This window comes from Algoriphagus kandeliae (genome assembly GCF_004571135.1).
Taxonomy (GTDB): Bacteria; Bacteroidota; Bacteroidia; order Cytophagales; family Cyclobacteriaceae; genus Algoriphagus; species Algoriphagus kandeliae.
In genome coordinates, this window is record NZ_SPSB01000002.1 from 704,494 (window position 1) to 723,752 (window position 19,259).

A 19,259-nucleotide genomic window follows, 5' to 3' on the forward strand; every position below is an offset into this window, starting at 1 on the left:
AGTTTTTTAAAAGAATCGGATACCGGCTTTCATTCCATACCAGAATTGACTGCCTATATTTCCATTATCATAAGTTCTTTCATGACGGATTTTTGGATCTCCATAAGCAAAGAGTTTGGGATGGTTTTCGATGCCTGTTTCAAATACTCGGAAGTTCATAGTAGGTCCACCGAAAACAGCAATTTTAGAACTGATTTGATATTCAAAACCTAAATAAAATCTATTGATCAAGTTTAGGTCAATCACCTCTCCCTTACTTACTTGCTCTGAGGTGGCTTCGATATTCAGGTAAGTCTTCTTTCCCAGTCTTGGAGAGGTTCCAATACCATATCCAAATGACCAAGTCACTTCATTCTCAATTTCTGGTCGTATACCTGCAAAAAGGATATTGTAAAAAGGCCTAACACCTGTTCGCCATGCCATATTGAAAGGCATAACTTCATTTGTACTTAGCTCCAGCGTATGGTAGCCGGATTTCACTACGCTTATCAACCCGATGGGAACTCCAGCAATACTGTCAGCATAGTTAAAAAGGGCGATTTGTGCTCCGTTTACCTTTCTGGCAAAATTGAGGACACCACTGACCTGTGTACCATTCACATCGCCGATTGAAAAGTTGCTTACTCCAGCAAGTTGGGTTCCTTTCAAGCTTCCAACGGCAAAGTTCATCACTCCAGCTCCTTGAAACCCTTCTACACTTTTTGTGGTGAAATTGATAACCCCTGCAAGTTGAGCTCCCTTTACCGACCCGGTAGTGAAATTTGTTACACCTGCTGCTTGAAAGCCATCAACGGAATCCAAGTTTGAGTTGATTACTCCTGCGAATTGAGCTCCTTTCACCTTACCATTTACTTGGTTAAAAACACCTGCAAACTGGGCATAACTCACATCGCTCCGATTGATATTGAATAGTCCAGCCAATTCCAACTTATTGGTACCGGCAGAAAATCCTCCTAATACATTGATAGAGTAGTCATTGATGGTAATCCCTGAGTTTATTCCATTGGTACCGACAAAAGGGACAAATGAAATCTGGAAATCTTGGTGGAAGTACACTTTAGAATTTTCTTCCTTTTCTGTTTGGGCTTGAAGGGGATTCAAGGCGAAAAGAAAGATTCCAGCAATAATCAATTTTAAATTTTTCATTGGTTTAGGTTTGTTTTCGCCTATATGACAAGCGAAGAAGCCCTAACCCCTATGAGAGATATAAATTTTTTGAAAAAAGTTTGAAATGTTTGTTTAAAGCCTAAAAAAAGCGAATTCCAGCTCTAAATCCCCACCAAATTTCCTGTCCCAGATTCAGGTTTTCAATGCTTTTTCGACCAAAAACTCGTGGATTGAAGTAAGCAAATGTTTCTGGGTGATCATCAAAACTGGTATCAAAAATCCGAATATTGAAAGAAGGTCCTCCGTAAATGCCTACTCCTTTGGCTAATTGATAGTCTATTCCCAGATAAATACGGTTTATGAGATTCGTGGCAAGCACTTTCCCTTTATTCATTTGGGATGTGTTCAATTCAAAATTGAGATAGGTCTTTTTCCCTAGCCTTGGCGAGGTGCCTATTCCATATCCAAATGACCATGTTGTAGAATCAGCTTTTTCAGGTCGGATTCCTGCAGAAAGGATATTGTAAAACCCTCTTGTTCCCGTCCGCAAACCAATATTAATCGGGTAAATTTCATCTGCGCCAATTTCGATGGTATGATACCCTTTTCTTACAAAACTCAATAAACCAATAGAAGCTCCATTGACACTATCAGCATAATTGAAAAGGCCAAATTGAAATCCTTCCACATATCCTCCTGCTATATTTCCTAGGATGCCAGCCTGAACTCCTTTGACATGTTTGTGGGTATAGTTTGCTAAAGCAGAGGCCTGAAAGCCATTTATACTTCCTCCGGAAATATTCAATAATGGCGAAGCTTGAACTCCCTTGACATCTCGAAGCGTAAAATTGGTAAGACCTGCACCCTGAAATCCCGATAATGAATCTAAGTTTACATTTGCTAATCCTGCAATTTGAAAACCTTTTACTGATCCACCCACCTGATTTATGAGCCCTGCTATTTGAACTCCACTGACCTGACCCCGATCTAAATTAAAAAGTCCTCCAAGCTCGAATTTATTGGTTCCGGCGGAGTAGCCTCCGAATAGATTGATGGAATAATCATTTACTACACTTCCTGAAAGTTTATGATTTGTTCCCAAGAAAGGCAGTATAGAAAACTGGAAATTTCTAGAAAGAGTATCTCTTACGTTTTTACTGTTTTTGACCCCAATCGATTCTTTAGCCCATTGCAGAAAATCCTTCATTGGTTTTGTAAGCGTCTCGGCAGTCTCTTTCCTCAGAAAAATCCGTTTAAATGAAGACCGTTTTTGATCCACCAGAAGTGTATCAGTATATCTCTCCTGATTGATGATCAATTCAAAATCTTCGCCTGTGGGATTTTTTAAAGCAATTTCGAAGAACCCAAACTCATCAGTCGTAGAGGATTTGAGCGTGATGGGGTCATAAACTGTAGCGTTTCGTATTCTTTCTCCTGAACTTTCATCAACGAGGTATCCGCTAATCGTAATTTCTTTTTCAGGAGCAGGGGCGGGCGAAAGAATGATATAATTCCCTTTTTGCTTGTATTTAATTTTTCCCTGGAAGACTGTTTCAAGAATCTCTCTGCAGGATTTATCTGTAAAATCCCCAGTAATTCTTTGGCTTATATCGATGGCTGAAGGACTATAAGAAAAAAATCCTCCAACCTCCTGTGAAAGTCGATTTAGAAAGTCATCCAAACGCTCATTTTCTACTTTGATACTTATTTCCTTTTCTAAAAGACGATTTTCTTCAGAATGAATATTGAAGCTGAAAAGAAGAAAGGTGGATATATAAAAAAGGATTTTTCTCATCGATTACATTCTAAAAGCATCCCTCACCTGAAAGTGTGATTCCCTCTTCCGTTTGCCTTATTTCCAATCCCAAAGTTTCGGCAATGATGGAAATAACCTCCTCCAATTCCTCATTTTCAAAATTCACGGTCAATGTGCAATTGCCGATATCCCCTTCCAAAAAAATTGCTGTTTGGTAGACCTCGCTTAATTGAGTTACTATATTTTCGAGCGTCTGATTCTCATAGGAGAAAACTTTTGATTGATATGCAGCGACATTCCGGTCCGCCACATCTAGCTGGAATTCTCCGGTAGTTTTATTATAACTAGCTTTTTCCCCGGCAGAGATGTTTATTCCATCTGTATCTATTTTGTAAATGTGAACTTCCCCAGAAAGAACAGAAACTTCGACTTCGGAGCTTTGGGGATAGGCTTTCACATTGAATTCTGTTCCTATGTCCTCAATAACTAGCTCTTCCACTTTCACTTGCCAGTTTACCTTTTTGTCCTCAGGAATGGATATCAAGGCTTCTCCACTTAGTTCAATGACTCCAGTGTTCTTGCGTTCGTTATAGGTTACTTTAGAAACCGATTCACGGTTTAATGCAAGAATTGTCTGATCTGGAAGGGTATGTATTTGTACTTCTGTTTCACTTGTAAAGTTGAATTCTTCTTTTGAACCCAAACTCTGAAAGAAAAGATAAGAAAGGGCTGCTATCAGGATTAAACCTGCTGCTGCTTTCCAGAAGCCAATGAATGCAGTTCCTCCCTTTGGTTTGGAATCTATTCTTGCTGAGACTTTTTTCCATGCTTCTTTGGAGTCAAATTTTTCATTAACAGCAAATTTTGCCCGCTGAAAAATTTTCAGAGCGTCAGCTACATATTTTTCATTTTCCTCGGATTGTGAACGCCACTTTTCAAGCTGTTCAATTTCAGATTGATTGCATTCATCCGTAATGAATTTTGCGATTAGGGTCTCTATGTCAAATTCTTCTTTTTCGCTCATGGATCAAGAAAATTTTTCAATAGCAAAAGGATTAGCGGAAGGTATTCCTTGAGTTCTTCACGCATAATTTTCAAAGCCTTACCCATTTGGTTTTCCACTGTTTTGATGGAAATATTGAGCTGATCAGCGATTTCCTTGTATTTCAATTCTTCAAATCGACTCAAAGAAAAAATCAAGCGGCACTGTTCAGGTAATTTCTGCATGGCCTCTTTGATTTTCTGTTCTAGTTCACCTCGAATAGCCATAGAATCAGAAGCCAACTCAAATCCCGCGCTGTCCATTTTGCTCCATTCTTGATGTTGATTTTTCACCTTTTGGTGTTTTATTTCATTCAAACAGGAATTTCGAACTACGCGATATAAATAGGCTTTGGCAGAAGTCTGAATTGTGATTTCTTCACGCTTTTCCCAGATTCGAACAAAGGAATTCTGAACTACTTCCTCTGCCTCCTCACGGTCGTTTAGTAAGGAAAAAGCATATTGGCAAAGTGGTTGGTAATATTCATGAAACAGCATTTCCAGAACTTTCTCGTCACCAAGTTTGATAGAATTAAAAATCTCCTGATCTATGTTCTGCATGGAAATGAATTATTCCTTCAATTTAACACATAAGGGGATTTATTAATAGGACAAGTGAAATCGCTTTTACCCCTATCTAGAAATTAAAGAATTGTAGAAGAAGCTTAATCCAGGAATTCTGAATTCAAAATGCTAAAACTCAAAATTCTAGAAATCAAGCTCCTTCAAACTGAGTTTGACAAAAAGACAGGAATTAAGGAGCCTAAATTCCTTTGCATTAATTAAAGTTCTTGATCAGTTGGTAGCTAAACTGAATGATTTCCTTGTAATTCTCCTTGCTGATTTTTTCATCAATCCCATGGAATCGTTCCATAGATTTCGGATCAAGCCGAACAGGATAGAAGCGGTAAACATCATCCGAAATATCAATGAAATAGCGAGAATCAGTTGCGCCTCCCAATAGTCCCGGTACCACAACTGTCTCAGGGAACATGCTTCTGATGGTTTTCTCAAGGATTTTGTAAGATTCTGAATCGGCGCTAGATACAGCTGGAGGGTTTGTTAAAAAGCCTACGGGTTCTACCTGTACTTTGTCTGATACGATGCTTTCAATATGAGCCTGCACAGACTCTATGCTTTCTCCGGGAAGTATTCGGAAGTTGATGGTCGCTTCAGCTACGGTAGGAATTACATTATTTTTCACTCCTCCTTCAATGATGGTAGGGGCTGTGGTTGTATGCGCATTTAGTCCTTCCAAAAGCTGTTTCTTGAAGAGCCAAGGGTTTGCAAAAGCTACTCGGGTCAGGAAGGGAAGTTCGGGGCCAAGGTATTCCAATTGTGAATCAATTGGAGGAATTAGCTTGTAGGGCAATTGGTTATTTTCCAAATCCACAATGGATTTTGCAAGGATACCGATGGTGTTCTCCTTGGGAGGTGCAGAACTGTGACCTCCATTTGTTCGCACAATTAATCGGAAGGATGCAAAACCCTTTTCTCCCAAATTAATCATGGCTACGGGAGCTTCCACACCGGGAACCATTCCTTCGGCAATATAACCGCCTTCGTCTATAGTCATCGCAGCCTGAACACCCTGTGACTTGAGGTATTCGGCGATTTTGGCAGCACCCTTTGGACCTCCCACTTCTTCATCATGACCTGAAGCAATGTAGATCGTTCTGGCAGGCTGATAATTTTCTTCAAGGAGTTTTTCGATCGCTTCCATCACTGCAATCAAGGTGCTTTTATCATCCATTGTCCCTCTGCCGATGATATGCGTATCGGTGATTTTTCCTTCAAATGGACCTGCTTCCCATTGATTCAAGGTAGGTTCGTCCACAGGAACCACATCCTGATGAGACATGAGAATGATGGGTTTTAGAGATTCATCGGACCCTTGCCATTTGTACAACAGACTGTAGGTGTTGATTTTTTCTAAACTCAGGTTTGCATGGAGTAGGGGAAATGTTTCCTCCAAAAATCGGTGAAATCCAAAAAACTCTGCAGAATCAGGAATTGCATCCTCATTGAAGGAAATGGTTTTGTATTGGATAGCCTTTGAAAGGTTTTGATAAACCTCATCGGAAATGGTTACTCTTTCAATGGGTTCAGGATCAACTTGCTTGGAGCTTAATCGAAAGGTGTTGATCAATAAAATGGCTACAATCACTACAAGAGCAATGAGCAAAGCAAAGATTAATTTCTTCATAGGTGATGAGTTTGCCAGGGAAATCTAACAAATGAAAGTAATCAAAAAAGATTTGACAATAGGTTCTGTAGGAGTGATTTAAATCAGGCTAAGGTTAATAAATGATTTTCAGCGAACGGTGATATGAAAGCAGTTCTGCTTTCGTTCCTTGATCACGAAGATTTTATTTTCTTTTTGGAAGTGACTGAGCACTTTCTCCAATTGCTTTTGCATCTTCCAGTTGAAGGCCTTTTTGCCATTAAATCGGATGTAGGAAATATCAAAAGAAAGTCCATAAGAGTGAGAACTAGTTCCTTTGGTTGCATTTCGATTTCTACGGCTCAGTTTCTTTTGCTGCTCGATAGTGCGCGTACCTGAGGAGATTGTGAAGAAGCTTTCTCCACCGACTAAGTTCTGAAAAGTCTGACCTAGCTCCTCCAGAACTTTTTTTGATTCAGGAGTGAGATAGGGATGGCTGTGAGTAAGTTTTTCGACCTGATAGCCTATTCCTGAATTGATTTCCACTAAAGCTCCATTTTCCACGAGTTGGAAAAGTTGCTTTTCGTCCAAAATAAGTGCACCGCTTAACTCTGCAGCGGAAAGGTGATCGGAATAGGAATCTTTACGTAGTTGGGCTTTGTACTCCTTTAGGTCAGGTATGATAAGGATTTCCTCCGGTTCGGGTATCTCTAAGGGTTGCTGCTCTTTGTCGGAACTTGGATCACCTATAAGGCTTGTATAAGTTTCGGTGAGTTGCTTTTTGAGTGTGGTCGGGTAAGTGACCATAGCAAGGGTGCCTAATGAGAAAAGTGTAATAAAAAGAATTACGAAGAACAGGGAGGTTTTCTTCATGAGAAGTAGAATTGCACTTTATCAAGATGATATTTGAAGGTAAGAAATGAGGGTAATTGAGCCAAATTTTAATTTTTGAACGGTTCTGATTCCTGCTTTATTGCAAATTAAGCTTTTCAAAAAAATGGCCCTGCTTGTTGAGACAGGGCCAGTTTATATTATTCTATTTCTACATCAATCGTGTTGTCATCCGGTATTCGGTCGATCAGTTTATTATATGGGTCAATTCCAGCCATGACAGGCTCGCCTTTCACCCTTACGGTGATGGTGCTTTGACCAGGTTTGATCTTGTGTTTTTGGATGTACAAAGGATTCACTCGGGTTCGTCCATTTTCGTCTGTATCCTCATCGGCAAATACTCCGATATCAATGTAATCGCCTTCATACTGAGCTTCAGATTCTTTACCCGTTTCGTCAGCGTAGAGTTTTTGAGACCGGATATTTAGCGTGATTTCATACTCATCATCGGATACTTTTGTTGCTTTTACCTCTTCAGCTCGATTGTCATACAGTGTGATTTTGTTCCAAGTATCATCCAAATAATACTGAATGCTATCAGGAGTAACTGATTGAAGATGTCGATAAAGATCCGAGCTCCCAGGGAAAGGAGGACTTTCCCGAAGGCCAAATTCCTGATTAAAGGAATGGAGGGCAGAGTCCATGGCATGAGCTCCTATCAAATCCCGAAGGCCATATAAAATCAAACTTCCCTTATAGTACCACTGATATGCGCGATTACAATTAATAAAGGTGTTTTCCTTTTTGGATTCGTTCGCCCTACCGGATAGGTAACGATCTAATTCATCCTTCAGAAAACGTTTCATATTGTCTTTTCCATACCTCCTTTCGGTCAAAATCAGGGCGGAAAATTCAGCCAAGGCTTCCGAAATCAAATTGGATCCACGGGTATAATTCGGGGTAATCTGATGCCCCCACCACTGATGGGCGAGTTCATGGGCTGTTACATAATACACATAGTCAAAATCATTCGGATCGCTGAATTTGGCCACCCAGCCAAAGCTTTCCGAAAAGGGAACCGTATTCGGGAAGGACTGCGCAAAGCCTGCATATCGTGGGAACTCAAGCAGTCGCATTTGTCTAAACTGGAAGTCCCCGTAGGTTTCTGAGAAATAGGTCAAACCATCCTTATAAGCCTGTAAGAACCGATCCAAGTTGTAAGGATGCTGCTCATCGTAGAAGATTTCGATGTTCACCTTCTTTCCATCCGGAAGGGTGGCTTCTTCCCGAAGAACTTCATAATCCGCTGAAACAAAGGTGAAGAAGGACTGAATGGGCGTGTCCTGAATGTAGTGGAAATAGCGTCTTCCATTTTCTTCCCATTCTCGCTGCAAGTATCCTGGAGCAACTGCAATTTGAGAAGGAACTGTACTTACCACTGCTTCGAATTGAATGAAATCTGCGTCATCCACAAAAAGAAGTGTACTTCTTCCTTTTGGGTCATCATGTGGAGGAAGGTCCTCGGGCTTTTCCGGAAGATCGTACTTTCTTCTATCCTCATCCGAAGAAATTTCTGCTTGTGCATTATACCCTATTTCTGGAATTCCTCCAGAGAAGAAGGTTCCGTTATATACGATTTGTCTTCCAAAGCCAGAATTTGGAAATCCATTGTACCCAGCTTTACTGATAATCGTGAAATTCAGGGTGTCTCCGGGCATCATAGTTTCCGGTAGAGCTGTGATTTTATACCATTCCCGTTCAGCTTTCTTTCCAAATACCTGGAATTTGCTTGGTTCATAGACTAGAGGGAAGCGATGGTTTAAGGTGTCTCCATTTAGAACAACTTTGAAGTCACTTAAGTCAGTGGAATTGAAATGTATGGAGTCAATCGGGCTGTCTGTTTTATTGACCATTTCGACTTCAGCCTGGAAATAAGCCTGACGCTCCATCGGATAAAGATCCGCTTGAATATTCACCTTCGTATATTTTGGCTGTGGGATGCCTTCATATTTTTTCAATTGCTTTTCATAAGCTACCATTCGTATCGTACCCTCATCCGGAGTGCGGTAATTATTTTTATAGACTACATTATTGAAGATATATCCTCCTGATATCAAGGCAACCAACAAGAAAAGGAAGGAAAGTCTTGGTGCAGGCTTGGAGAGTCGGGACTTAGCAACTTGCCAACGGCTTTTCCAGGAACTTTCTGTTCCCCGACTGAAGAAAATACTGAAGAAAAGCACCAAAAATATTCCCCATGCTGTCCAATAGAGATTAAACCAAAATAGCGGCTCGCCAAAATGGCCCAACCCATTCATGTCACTCCAAGTGTACCCTGGCTTGTAACTGTAGAAGAACAGATTGAAGTTGTAGTCAGCAAAATTTCTCAAAATCAACATCACCAGCCAGATGGCAATGGCAGTCGCATGACCAGCAAATTTGTTGTTCACCACCACATGCACAGCGAATACCAACATCACCATCTGAAGGTAATCTGGCAAGGATATTAGGTAGCTATCAACCAAGTAGACAGGAAGGTCAAAATTGAAATAGCCTTTAAGACTTTGAATAAGGATCCCGACAAAAATCGGAACAGTCGTCAAAACCAAACAGATAAAGGCCATTCCCAAAAACTTGGAGGCGATGATCACGCTGTCCTTTACTGGAAAAGTATCATTAATGACTGAATATCCTGTGGACTGATCTCGATGAAGTGCCTCTCCCGTGAAAAACACGATGATGATGAATACAAAAAGATTGTAATCAAAGGTTTTGTATTCCATCAAAAAGGAGGTGGAGGGATAGTTGGGTACGCTGTAGAGCGTCATCCCAATCCAGAAATCCAAAACAAGGAATATCAAACCACCCAATAGGATGGAGCGGAAATACACGTCCTTGGTGATATTTTGGACTTCGATTCGCGTAAGTGTCTTCAAGCTATTCCATTGGTATTTCTTGGAGAAATCTGGAATTACTGAAATCACTTTTTGAACGATTCCTGTGGACTCTTCCTGCTTAGCTTTGCTCTTTTTCTGAGCAGTTTGGAAGAAGTAGCTAAAGCTAAATCGGAAATATGAGGCAATAAATAGAACCAGTCCAACGCTTACCCAAAGGATCCGATTGAGCAATAAATTCCCCTCTAAGGGAAGGAAAAAGTTGTTTTGTTCATAAGGCGTGAGGTATCGGGTCTGAAGACTGAATGAGTTTAGTCCAAAGGGGTCAATTAGCTGGACCAAGTCTTTGTTTTCAATATCCTGAGAAAGGAAATTCGCAAGGAGATAAATGATAAATACCACAATCCCACCGGAATAAATGGAGCGGATATTTCGGGTGAAGATGATTAGCGCGAAAAACAAAGCACTGGCCAGCCATAAATTGGGCAAGAGAAGTGTAAACCAAGGCTGGAAATAGTTGACCAATAAATTGGGACCATAACGCTCGGCTTCTGTTCCAAATGCCGGGCCTAATAAACTTCCTAGATAAATCCCCAAGAGAGCTCCGAGGGAAATGAATAGTAGGGTGACAAAAGATCCCCAAAACCTTCCCATAAAATACCCGAATTTGGTAATGGGATAGCTGAAAAGAAAGGTTCCGGTTTTATGTTCTAGATCACGATACAACGGCACTCCCATAACAGCGGAGGCGATCAAGATTCCAAAAATGGAAATCAACAAAAGCAGGTTGGCAATGACAATTGGGGCATTGTGAAAGACTTTTTCAGATGCCGGTGTATTGCCAAAACCAATCAACAGTAAGGCTACCAATAGCAGGAGAAAGAAATAAATCCAGGTAGCCGGCCGACTGAATCGGTATTTGAGTTCGAATAAAAAGATGTCTTTAAACATAGCCGGCGATTAAATAGTGATCGGATCTACTTTCTTCGAAATAAAGCTGAAGTATACATCTTCCAAATCTGCTGCTGCAGGTTCAAATCCGTTGCCTGGATCAGATTCACTTTCAATTCGTAGGCTTAATTTTCCAGAAATCAATTTGGTGGAAATGACATGGAAGTCTTTTCGATAATGATCCAACTCTGATTTTTCGATGGTTTTTTGGTAGATTTTTCCATTTACTAGAGCCAAGCCTTCTTTTGGTGTTCCCTGCATCAAAACTTCTCCTGTGCAGATAATGGCCATATTGGAACATAGGGTATTAACATCTTCTACAATATGTGTCGAAAGGATGACAATGGTATTTTCACCGATTTCAGAAAGTAAGTTGTAAAAACGATTTCTTTCCGAAGGGTCAAGTCCTGCAGTAGGCTCATCCACAATAATTAAACTTGGATTTCCCACCAATGCTTGAGCAATTCCAAAACGCTGTCTCATTCCACCGGAATAGGTTCCAAGCGCTTTTTTTCTGTCTTTAAATAGGTTTACCCGATTCAAAAGAGAAGCAACAACCTCTTTTCGTTCTGACTTATTGCCGATCCCTTTCATTTGGGCGATGTGGTCGAGCATGGTCTCTGCATTGATTCGAGGATATAGTCCAAAATCTTGAGGTAAGTAGCCCAATCGTTCCCGAACTGCCTGTTTATCATGGAGGACGTCAATTCCATCTAATTGAATACTGCCTGAGTCTGCCTCTTGGAGAGTGGCGATTGTCCGCATGAGGGTAGATTTTCCGGCACCGTTTGGTCCTAAAAGTCCAAACATGCCTTGAGGGATGGTAAGCGAAACCCCATTTAATGCTTTGACACCATTGGGATACGTTTTGGAAAGGTTGTTAATGATGAGTTCCATAGAAAATTTGTTAAGGAAGGCTATGTGATAAAATTTAGAATTATAAAATAAGCTAGCTCAATATAACGATTTGATTTTTCGGAACTTAGAAAAATTAAAATTTGAATTAGCTGTCCAAGAGATGCATAATTTGGATGAATGGCTGCTTAGACTTCAGGAAAAATCTTTAATTCGGTATCTTCAATTTCAAAAGCTCAATATTCCATGAGATTTAAAATTCAGGTTCTTTTTGTTTTAGGGTGGCTTTTTGCTGCTTGTCAATCTAAGAGTTTTGAAAGGGAATCCGGCCAAGTTGAATCCTTTGCTGAAATGGTAGCTGCCGGAGTCAAACCAATTGCTTTAGGACCTCCCATGACCCCTGCAGAGCTTGATCTTTTTATGCCTGAGGCAGAACGGTTGGCGGGAAAATATGGAATTCAGCTTTACAGAGAATCGGACTTAATCAAAACACAGCTTTTCCCTGCTGAGGTAAGTGATGGGAAAGAAGTACTCATTCTATTTCAGGAGCCTATTTATTTGCAGGCATATCAAGATTTGAAAAATGAAATAGAATCCGCAAAACCTGAGGAATTACAAGATTTGAGTAGAAGGTTTGGACGCCTTTTAGGCTATCCGGTATGGAAAATCAACGAACTACTAGAGGCTAATTCAAACTTCAGGGATTTGGAAGATTTTGGAATTCAGGGGCAGGAACTGAACTGGTACTATCGCGATTTACCCAGAGCAAAATCTTTTTATCAAGACAAGCTTGGGTTAAAACTTTTGAGTGAGACAGAAAGTAAGGTGACTTTTCAAATCGCAGGCGATTCACGATTGGTTCTTCATGATGTGAAAAGCTCGGGCTATAATGGCATTGAACCAAAGTCTGTTGCTTTGGCATTGCTGACAGATGATTTGGATACTTGGTATTCTCACATGCAAAAGGAAAATATACCTATAAAATACTCTCTCAAACGGAATCCTGGAGGTCCTCATGATGGGTTCGTGGCGGTTGACCCGGAGGGGTACTTATTGGAATTTGAGATTTTTTACCAGCATCCTGAAAATGAGCGATTGATTCCAGAATTGCATCAGTTAGCGGAGGAAGCTACAACCTTGGGTAAGTCATTTTCTTTCAAAGGTTCAATCACTTGGCTGTATTATAAAGATATGCTTCCTGCTCAGCAATTTGTGGAGGAAAAGCTCGGACTCCGGCTTAGTGCTGATCAAGGTTGGGCGAAAATATATAAACTATCCTCCAATTCTTACCTTGGGTTAGTTGATGGACTCCGAGGAATGAATTCCTTTTCGGAGGAAAAGTTGGTGGATTTGAAAATCAGCCTGAAAAACCCGGAAGGCTGGGAGGAATATTTACAATTAACTTCAAAGGATACATCTCGCAATTCCGGTAGTTTCAAAGATTCGGGTCTATATACCATTTACTTCAAATAAGTTTTTGCTATGAAAAAACTAATACTCACCCTTTCATTTTGCCTTTGTTTGAGTTTGGCTTGGGCCACTGAGCTTGCAAACATGATTCAAACCTATCAGGCGGATCGTGGAGCTTTAAGCCGCTTGTATACCAATCCGCTTTCTGACGAATACTTCAATCGAATGGAAGCATTCAACAAAGAGTATTTGCAAACTCTTGAAAGCTTCAATTATGATTCTTTTTCCGAAGATGGCAAGATCGATTATGTGCTTTTCCGAAATTACTTAGAGAAGGAATTAGCGGAATTGAATCTTGAACGAAGGGCTTTTGACGAAGTAAAATCGGTAGTCGCTTTTGGGGGACCCTTGCATGATTTTGTGGTTGCCAGAAGGCGAGCTAAGCAACCTCGATCACAGGATTTGGCGGCGGAATGGAATATGGTTGCCAAGGAAGTGGATGGCCAATTGGCTGAACTTTCCTCCAAACCCAAATATAATTCTTGGCAAAAGGCGGATTTGGCAGCTTCTGCTGTAGAAAGCCTTCAAAGGACGGTCAAAGAGGCCTATGATTTTTATTTCGATTACGATCCCGAATTTACCTGGTGGATGCCCGAGCCCTGGAAAAAATTAAATGCTAGCCTGAGCGCATATGCCAAAGCACTTCGTGAGCACTATACGAATTCGGTCAAAGATGATGGAAGTGGGATTATTGGCAAACCTATAGGAAGGGAAGCTCTTCTGAATCAATTGGCTTTTGAAATGATCGCCTATAGTCCGGAAGAATTGATTGCAGAAGCTGAGCGTCAGTTTGAATGGTGTGAAAAGGAAATGCTCAAAGCGTCCAATGAATTGGGTTTTGGAGATGATTGGAAAGCAGCTTTGGAAATGGTTAAGGAAACCTATTTGCCTGCAGGTGCTTGGCCGGAAGAGGTGGTTAGATTGGGGAATGAGGCGATTGAGATTATGGAGAAAAATGATTGGATTACTGTTCCGGAATTAGCAAAGGAAACTTGGAGAACCAGTATGATTTCAGCAGAGCGGCAGCGGGTAAGTCCATTCTTTTTGGGAGGAGAGGTGATACAGATTTCCTATCCTACTTCCGAAATGAGCCATGAAGAAAAAATGATGTCCATGAGGGGGAATAATCCTCATTTTTCCAGAGCTACCGTACAGCATGAATTGATTCCTGGACATCATTTGCAGCAGTTTATGAATCAGCGTTACATGACGCATCGCAGATTGTTCCGCACTCCATTTTGGACGGAAGGATGGGCTTTGTACTGGGAGTTTGTCCTTTGGGATAGGGATTTTCCAAGAGATGCCAAGGACAAAGTCGGAATGCTTTTCTGGAGAATGCACCGCTGTGCCCGAATTATTTTCTCCCTAAACTATCATTTAGAGAAAATGACGCCTCAAGAATGTATTGATTTGTTGGTGGATCGAGTGGGGCATGAGTATGCCAATGCAGAGGCGGAAGTTCGTCGGTCTTTTGAAGGACGGTATGGCCCGCTTTATCAAATTGCCTACATGATTGGAGCTTTGGAGTTTTATTCTTTGCGACAGGAAATGGTCGAATCAGGCAGAATGGAGGAAAAAGCTTTTCATGATTTGATCATGCAACAAAACACCATGCCGGTAGAAATACTTCGTGCAAAGGTGACCGGAAATACTTTGGATAAAAATCACCGGGCAAGCTGGCGGTTTTTGGATTAAATTGAACGCTAAAATTATTGACAAATGTACAAGTTTCTAATACCCTTTCTATTTATTGGGACGATGGCTTATGCCCAGTCTCCGCTTCGCTCTCAAATCGATCAAAAGGCAGCAGAAGTTGAATCTCAAGTGATCGAGTGGCGGAGGGATTTTCACAAATACCCCGAACTCGGAAATCAGGAATTTCGCACAGCAAAGATCATTGCGGATCATCTTCGTTCTCTTGGAATGGAAGTTACGGAAGAGGTCGCTGTGACTGGGGTCGTTGGAGTTTTGAAAGGAGGAAAGCCCGGTCCTATGGTGGCTCTTCGGGCGGATATGGATGCTTTGCCAGTAACCGAGAGAAATGATCTGCCTTTCAAATCGGTCAATACCGCCGTTTACAATGGTCAAGAAACGGGTGTCATGCATGCTTGTGGTCACGATTCCCATGTGGCTATTTTGATGGGTGTTGCGGAGGTTTTGGCTGGAATGAAGGATCAGTTGAAAGGTTCGGTGAAGTTTATTTTCCAACCTGCGGAAGAAGGCGTTTATGATGTGGACATCGCCGGTGCTGAACTAATGGTTAAAGAAGGGGTGATGGAAGATGTGGATGCCATTTTTGGCTTGCATATTTGGTCACAAATTGAGGCTGGGAAAATCGGATATCGATCTGGTCCATTTATGGCAGCAGTAGATAATTTGGAAGTGACCATCACAGGAACTCAGGCCCATGGAGCCGCTCCTTGGTCTAGTGTGGATCCCATTGTGACTTCAGCTCAGGCGATTATGGGATTACAAACTATCCTCTCTCGAAATGTGAATATCACCGAAAATCCTGCAGTAGTAACTGTGGGTGCTATTCATGGAGGTATTCGTCACAATATCATCCCGGAAAAGGTGGAGATGATCGGGACTATCCGAACTTTTGGAGATGAGCAGCAGGCTTTGGTTCATAAGCGGATTACCGAAATCATCACCAATATTGCCGAAAGTGCGGGAGCCAAAGCAGAAGTGAATATTGGAAAACTCTATCCATCCACGGTTAACCCTCCTGAGCTTACCTCTCAGATGATGCCTTCCATGGAAGCTGCAGCTGGGAAAGGAAATGTAATTGCGATGCCTCCGGTTACTGGAGCAGAAGACTTTAGCTTTTTCCAACGGGAGAAACCCGGCTTTTTTATTTTCCTCGGAGGAATGAAAAAAGGAGGTGATCCTTTGACTACGCCTTCCCACCACACGCCGGATTTCTTTATCGATGAAAGCGGATTCATCCTAGGGGTAAAGGCCTTGAGTTACTTTACAGTGGACTTTATGGAAAGTGTGCAGTAGGCAGTGAACAGTTTGCAGAAGATTATAAAAAATGGAGCATGTAATTTCACATGCTCCATTTTTTATTTTTTCATAGAAAGGAATTTTAGCTTCCTACCAAAAAATATAAGCCCTTGTTACGCTGCGTTGGTCTTTATGGTTTTAATTTCTTCAAACTCTTTTGCTTTTTGATTAAGCTCCTCTTCGAGATCATAATCATCTTGAAGACCTAACCAAAATTTGGGAGTTGTTCCAAAAAACTTTGCAAGCCTTAATGCAGTATCTGCAGTTATTCGTCTTTTGCCTTTAATTATTTCACTAATTCTGGTTTGAGGTATGAAGGTTTCTTTTGAAAGGCGGTAGGCGGAAATTTCCATTGGTACCAAAAACTCTTCATTTAGAATTTCCCCTGGGTGGATATTGTTGAGCTTCTCCATATTGAATAGGATTAATGGTAATCAGTTATTTGTACTTCATATGCATCATTATTATTCCATTGAAAAACAATTCTCCATTGGATATTTATTCTGATGCTATAATAATCGATTAGGTCACCCCTCAATTTTTCTAAATGATTTGCAGGTGGAATCCTTAGGTCGTTAATATTTTGAGCATTATTTATCATTCTTAGCTTTCTTCTGGCAATATTTTGAATCTCGTTTGGGAGTTTTTTGGATCTAATTCCTTCCCAAATTTTTTCGGTTTCTCTATCACCAAATGTTTTGATCATTAGTTATGCTTTGCGTTACTAACGTTAAAGGTAAGCAATAAGTTCTTGTTTAAGAAGAGTGTGTGGTCGAATTTTTTTGAAGCTAACTTCTGTATATCAGACTAATACCCCGCTATGCCAACTCAAACCAATGTAATTGTCGAAGCATGTAAATTCACATGCTCCCTTTTTTATTTCTTCATTAAAAAGAATTTCAACTTCCTACCAAAAAATACAATCCAGCTGCCAACGCTGCTCCGGCAATTGGTCCTAAAATCGGGATCCAGGCATAAGCCCAATCGGAACTTCCTTTTCCGCTAATAGGTAATAGTTGATGAACGATTCTTGGCCCCAAATCCCGGGCGGGATTTATGGCATAGCCTGTTGTTCCTCCCAAAGCCATACCGATGACCCACACCAAAAAAGCCACGGGCAAGGCTCCAACTGATCCCAGGCCGATAGGTGTTTGATTACTGTCTTCGATTTTTGCCCCTGTGATATATAGGATCACAAAAATCAAGACAAAAGTCCCGATGACTTCTGAGATAAAATTATTTTTCAAGTTTCTAATTGCTGGACTTGTCCCGAATGGTGCCGCGATTTCTCCAGGGTCCTGGGTAACTTTAAAATGGTCAATATGAACTATATAGGATAAAAATGCGCCCAAGGAAGCACCAACAACTTGGGCTCCTATGTAGCCAGGAACCATTCCCCACTCGAATTTTCCAGCCAATGCCAATCCAATGGTTACAGCCGGGTTTAGATGAGCCCCGCTATAAGGTCCAGCTACCACCACTCCGACAAATACGGCCAAAGCCCATGCTGTGGTAATCACCAGCCAGCCTGAATTATTTCCCTTGGTTTGTGGTAAGACCACATTGGCGACAACCCCTGAACCTAATAGAAGCAAGAGCCCGGTTCCTATAATTTCTGCTATGTATGGATTCATGTTATTCTACCCAGTTTTTTGATCGTTCGACTGCTTTGTGCCAAAAATGCAATAATTTTTCCCGCTTATCTTTATTCATTTCGGGTTGGAAGCTTTTATCTGCCTGCCAAAGTGATTGAATTTCGGTTTGGTCCTTCCAGAAACCAACCGCCAATCCAGCTAGGAAGGCTGCTCCAATGGCTGTGGTTTCAATGATTTGAGGCCGTTTAATTTCACAATCCAAGAGGTCGGATTGAAACTGCATCAGGAAATTATTGGCCGTAGCACCTCCATCCACTCGAAGTTCCTTCGTCTTTTCACCGGCATCTTTTTCCATGGCTTTGATGACATCATAGACCTGATAGGCAATAGCCTCCAAGGCCGCTCGAGTAAAATGTGCAGTAGTCGTTCCACGGGTAATCCCAAAAAATGCTCCTCTTGCATTTTGGTCCCAATGAGGAGCCCCTAGTCCCGCCAAAGCCGGAACAAAATAGACGCCTTCATTATCGTCCAAGCTCGTAGCTAGTTTTTCGGATTCTTTGGCGTGCTTAAATAATTCCAAACCATCCCGTAGCCATTGGATAGCAGCCCCGCCAATAAAGACAGAGCCTTCCAAGGCATAATTTATCTCATTCCCGATTTTCCAGGCTACGGTAGTTAGCAATTGATTTTTGGATTGAACAGCCTCTTTACCGGTATTCATGACCAAAAAGCATCCTGTTCCGTAGGTTGTTTTGGCCATGCCAGGTTCGGTGCAGAGTTGACCGAAAAGGGCAGCTTGCTGATCACCTGCAATTCCTGCAATAGGGATCTTGCTTCGCAAAACATCGCCGGCTGTTTCGCAGTACACTTCGGAGCAACTTTTGACTTCTGGAAGCATGGATTTGGGTATCCCAAAAAGGGAAAGTAATTCTTCATCCCATTGCTGAGTGTGAATATTGAACACCATAGTACGGCTGGCATTGGTAATGTCTGTCAAATGATTCTGGCCCTTGGTTAATTTCCAAACCAACCAAGAATCCACCGTTCCAAAAGCCAATTCCCCAGCCTCGGCTTTTTCTCGAGCTCCTTCTACATTGTCTAGAATCCAGCGGATTTTGGTGGCTGAAAAATAGGCATCGATGATCAAGCCGGTCTTGGAAGCAACAAGCTCAGAATGACCTTTTTCTTTCAATTCGTTACAAAAGGCAGCTGTTCTCCGGTCTTGCCATACAATAGCTTTATAAATTGCTTTTCCGGTTTTTCGATCCCAAACAAGGGTAGTTTCCCTCTGATTGGTAATTCCGATTCCCGCGATATCATCCACAGCTATTCCCTGATTGACCAAGACTTCGATCATCACCGAAGATTGGGAAGTCCAAATCTCCTCCGGGTCATGTTCTACCCAGCCTTGTTTGGGAAAATACTGCTTGAATTCTTTTTGGGCGACAGAAATGATTTGCCCTTGCTTGTCAAAAATGATGGCTCTCGAACTGGTGGTCCCTTGGTCCAAGGCCATGATATAGGGTTTTGTTTGGGTCATTTTGGGTTATTTCGATTTATCCTTTATGCAAAGAATTAGGGTTATT

15 protein-coding genes are annotated in these 19,259 nt (G+C 41.4%); 3 read left to right on the top strand and 12 right to left on the bottom strand.

What is annotated here, in order from left to right:
- Positions 1 to 6: 6 nt before the first annotated feature.
- The 8 genes from E4S40_RS07655 to E4S40_RS07690 all read right to left on the bottom strand — a co-directional run bounded on the left by E4S40_RS07655 (position 7) and on the right by E4S40_RS07690 (position 11,641).
- Positions 7 to 1,146, bottom strand: a complete 1,140-nt coding sequence (locus E4S40_RS07655; RefSeq protein ID WP_135072750.1) for a hypothetical protein — start codon at positions 1,144 to 1,146, stop codon at positions 7 to 9.
- 100 nt (positions 1,147 to 1,246) lie between these two features.
- Positions 1,247 to 2,902, bottom strand: a complete 1,656-nt coding sequence (locus tag E4S40_RS07660) for a peptidase associated/transthyretin-like domain-containing protein (RefSeq protein WP_135072751.1) — start codon at positions 2,900 to 2,902, stop codon at positions 1,247 to 1,249.
- A 10-nt stretch (positions 2,903 to 2,912) separates the two neighbouring features.
- The gene (locus E4S40_RS07665) at positions 2,913 to 3,887 is read right to left on the bottom strand and encodes a FecR family protein (RefSeq protein WP_135072752.1); all 975 of its coding nucleotides are present in this window, start codon (positions 3,885 to 3,887) and stop codon (positions 2,913 to 2,915) included.
- Positions 3,884 to 4,465 carry an RNA polymerase sigma-70 factor gene (locus tag E4S40_RS07670; protein WP_135072753.1) on the bottom strand — a complete coding sequence of 194 codons (582 nt, stop codon included), beginning with the start codon at positions 4,463 to 4,465 and terminating at the stop codon, positions 3,884 to 3,886. Before E4S40_RS07670 ends, E4S40_RS07665 begins: the two co-directional genes overlap by 4 nt.
- A gap of 217 nt (positions 4,466 to 4,682) precedes the next feature.
- Positions 4,683 to 6,110, bottom strand: a complete 1,428-nt coding sequence (locus tag E4S40_RS07675) for a M20 family peptidase (RefSeq protein WP_135072754.1) — start codon at positions 6,108 to 6,110, stop codon at positions 4,683 to 4,685.
- 108 nt (positions 6,111 to 6,218) lie between these two features.
- On the bottom strand, positions 6,219 to 6,941 hold the full coding sequence (locus E4S40_RS07680) for a DUF5715 family protein (RefSeq protein ID WP_135072755.1): 723 nt from the start codon (positions 6,939 to 6,941) through the stop codon (positions 6,219 to 6,221).
- A gap of 158 nt (positions 6,942 to 7,099) precedes the next feature.
- Positions 7,100 to 10,744, bottom strand: coding sequence for an ABC transporter permease/M1 family aminopeptidase (locus tag E4S40_RS07685; protein WP_135072756.1), 3,645 nt, complete (start codon positions 10,742 to 10,744; stop codon positions 7,100 to 7,102).
- A gap of 9 nt (positions 10,745 to 10,753) precedes the next feature.
- Entirely contained in the window at positions 10,754 to 11,641 is an 888-nt protein-coding gene (locus E4S40_RS07690) for an ABC transporter ATP-binding protein (protein WP_135072757.1), read from the bottom strand.
- A 204-nt stretch (positions 11,642 to 11,845) separates the two neighbouring features.
- Between E4S40_RS07690 and E4S40_RS07695 the strand changes: the two genes are divergently transcribed.
- Genes E4S40_RS07695 through E4S40_RS07705 form a run of 3 tightly spaced genes read left to right on the top strand, consistent with a single transcriptional unit; the run spans position 11,846 to position 16,075 of the window.
- Positions 11,846 to 13,072, top strand: coding sequence for a VOC family protein (locus E4S40_RS07695; protein WP_135072758.1), 1,227 nt, complete (start codon positions 11,846 to 11,848; stop codon positions 13,070 to 13,072).
- 9 nt (positions 13,073 to 13,081) lie between these two features.
- Positions 13,082 to 14,764: a DUF885 family protein gene (locus E4S40_RS07700; RefSeq protein ID WP_135072759.1), complete on the top strand. Its 1,683-nt coding sequence runs from the start codon at positions 13,082 to 13,084 to the stop codon at positions 14,762 to 14,764.
- 24 nt (positions 14,765 to 14,788) lie between these two features.
- Positions 14,789 to 16,075, top strand: a complete 1,287-nt coding sequence (locus E4S40_RS07705; protein ID WP_135072760.1) for an amidohydrolase — start codon at positions 14,789 to 14,791, stop codon at positions 16,073 to 16,075.
- Between the two features lie 116 nt (positions 16,076 to 16,191).
- Here the strand turns inward: E4S40_RS07705 and E4S40_RS07710 are convergent, their stop codons facing one another.
- The 4 genes from E4S40_RS07710 to glpK all read right to left on the bottom strand — a co-directional run bounded on the left by E4S40_RS07710 (position 16,192) and on the right by glpK (position 19,213).
- Positions 16,192 to 16,491, bottom strand: coding sequence for a HigA family addiction module antitoxin (locus tag E4S40_RS07710; protein ID WP_135072761.1), 300 nt, complete (start codon positions 16,489 to 16,491; stop codon positions 16,192 to 16,194).
- An 11-nt stretch (positions 16,492 to 16,502) separates the two neighbouring features.
- The gene (locus E4S40_RS07715) at positions 16,503 to 16,784 is read right to left on the bottom strand and encodes a type II toxin-antitoxin system RelE/ParE family toxin (RefSeq protein WP_135072762.1); all 282 of its coding nucleotides are present in this window, start codon (positions 16,782 to 16,784) and stop codon (positions 16,503 to 16,505) included.
- Between the two features lie 193 nt (positions 16,785 to 16,977).
- Positions 16,978 to 17,712, bottom strand: a complete 735-nt coding sequence (locus E4S40_RS07720; protein ID WP_135072763.1) for an MIP/aquaporin family protein — start codon at positions 17,710 to 17,712, stop codon at positions 16,978 to 16,980.
- A 1-nt stretch (position 17,713) separates the two neighbouring features.
- A complete protein-coding gene (gene glpK, locus E4S40_RS07725; RefSeq protein ID WP_135072764.1) occupies positions 17,714 to 19,213 on the bottom strand; it encodes a glycerol kinase GlpK in 1,500 nt (499 codons plus the stop codon).
- Positions 19,214 to 19,259: the final 46 nt, after the last annotated feature.